The sequence below is a fragment of the Achromobacter sp. Marseille-Q0513 genome, from assembly GCF_018195695.1.
Lineage (GTDB): Bacteria > Pseudomonadota > Gammaproteobacteria > Burkholderiales > Burkholderiaceae_B > Achromobacter.
In genome coordinates this window covers 1-1,064 of record NZ_JAGTJY010000380.1, presented here as the reverse complement: position 1 = coordinate 1,064, position 1,064 = coordinate 1, and the positions used below count along the sequence as shown (strand labels likewise).

The following is a 1,064-nucleotide window of genomic DNA, read 5'->3' as shown; positions in this document are numbered from 1 at the left end:
TCGGCCACCGTCAGCGCGCCGCCGGTCGCCAGGTCCAGCCCGCCCAGCCCCATCGCCGACAGCCGCGCGCTGTCCAGCCACAGCGTGCCGCTGCGCTCGGCCGCCAGCGCGTCGCCCGCCGCCATCGCCAAGGTGATATCGGCGTAGCGGCCGAGCTTGACGTCGGTATTGAAGACGTTGACCCGGCCCAGCGCGCCGTAGTTGCCCAGCGCCAGCCCGCCGGCGCGCGCCACCGCCAGCTGGCTCTGGCCATAACCGTCGGCCCCGGCCGCCCGCGCCCGCGTCTGGCGCGCGCCGTCGTAGACGGTGGCGACGATCTCGCTTTCCACCACGGCGGTGGGCGCCGACAGCACCAGCCGGCCCGCGTCCCGGCCCACGGTATAGCCGGCCTCGCGCCGCGTGCTCGGCGCCAGCACCGGGTTCAGGAAGCGCCGCGTGGCCTTCTCGCCCCAGCGGCCGTGCAGGTCCTCGTAACCCCGGTACAGGCCGGCGTAGACCCGGTCGGCCGGCGCGCTGGACGCTTCGTACAAGCGTCCGTCCGCGCCGCGCAGCCAGCTCAGGTTGATCACGCCCTCGGCCACGTCCAGCGTGCCGCCGGCCAGGTTCATCCGCGAGCCCGACTGCGCCACCACTTCCTTGCCGCCCAGCGTCACCGTGCCGCCCTGCGCGGCCCACTCGCCGATGCCGTGGCCCAGGTTGGCCAGGTAGCCGCCCACCTCCAGCAGGCCGCCGGCCGTGTACCAGCGCTCGCCCTCGTAGCCGCCCACGCCCGCCGCCACCGGGATCAGGCTGCGCCGGTCCACCCACAGCTCGCCGTTGAACAGCTTGGCCGCGTCGCGGTTGTTGGGCGCGTCGCGCAGCTCGTTGCCCTGCACGTTGATCTTGACGCTGTTGGACGCCATCGCGATCCGCACGCCCACCGCGCCGGCCACGTCCAGCTCGGCGCCCTGCGCCACGAAGCTGCGCCGCGCCGCCGTGGCCGCGATCTGGCCGCCTGTGGCCAGCGCCAGCGAACCGCCCTGGAACTGGATGTCGCCGCCGCTGACGATCTCGATGCGCGACTG

1 protein-coding gene is annotated in these 1,064 nt (G+C 74.6%); it reads right to left on the bottom strand.

The window, feature by feature from the left end; genetic code table 11:
- Positions 1-1,064 (bottom strand): hypothetical protein (locus tag KDH83_RS30770; protein WP_212322846.1); only part of this gene is annotated, 1,064 nt, incomplete at both ends.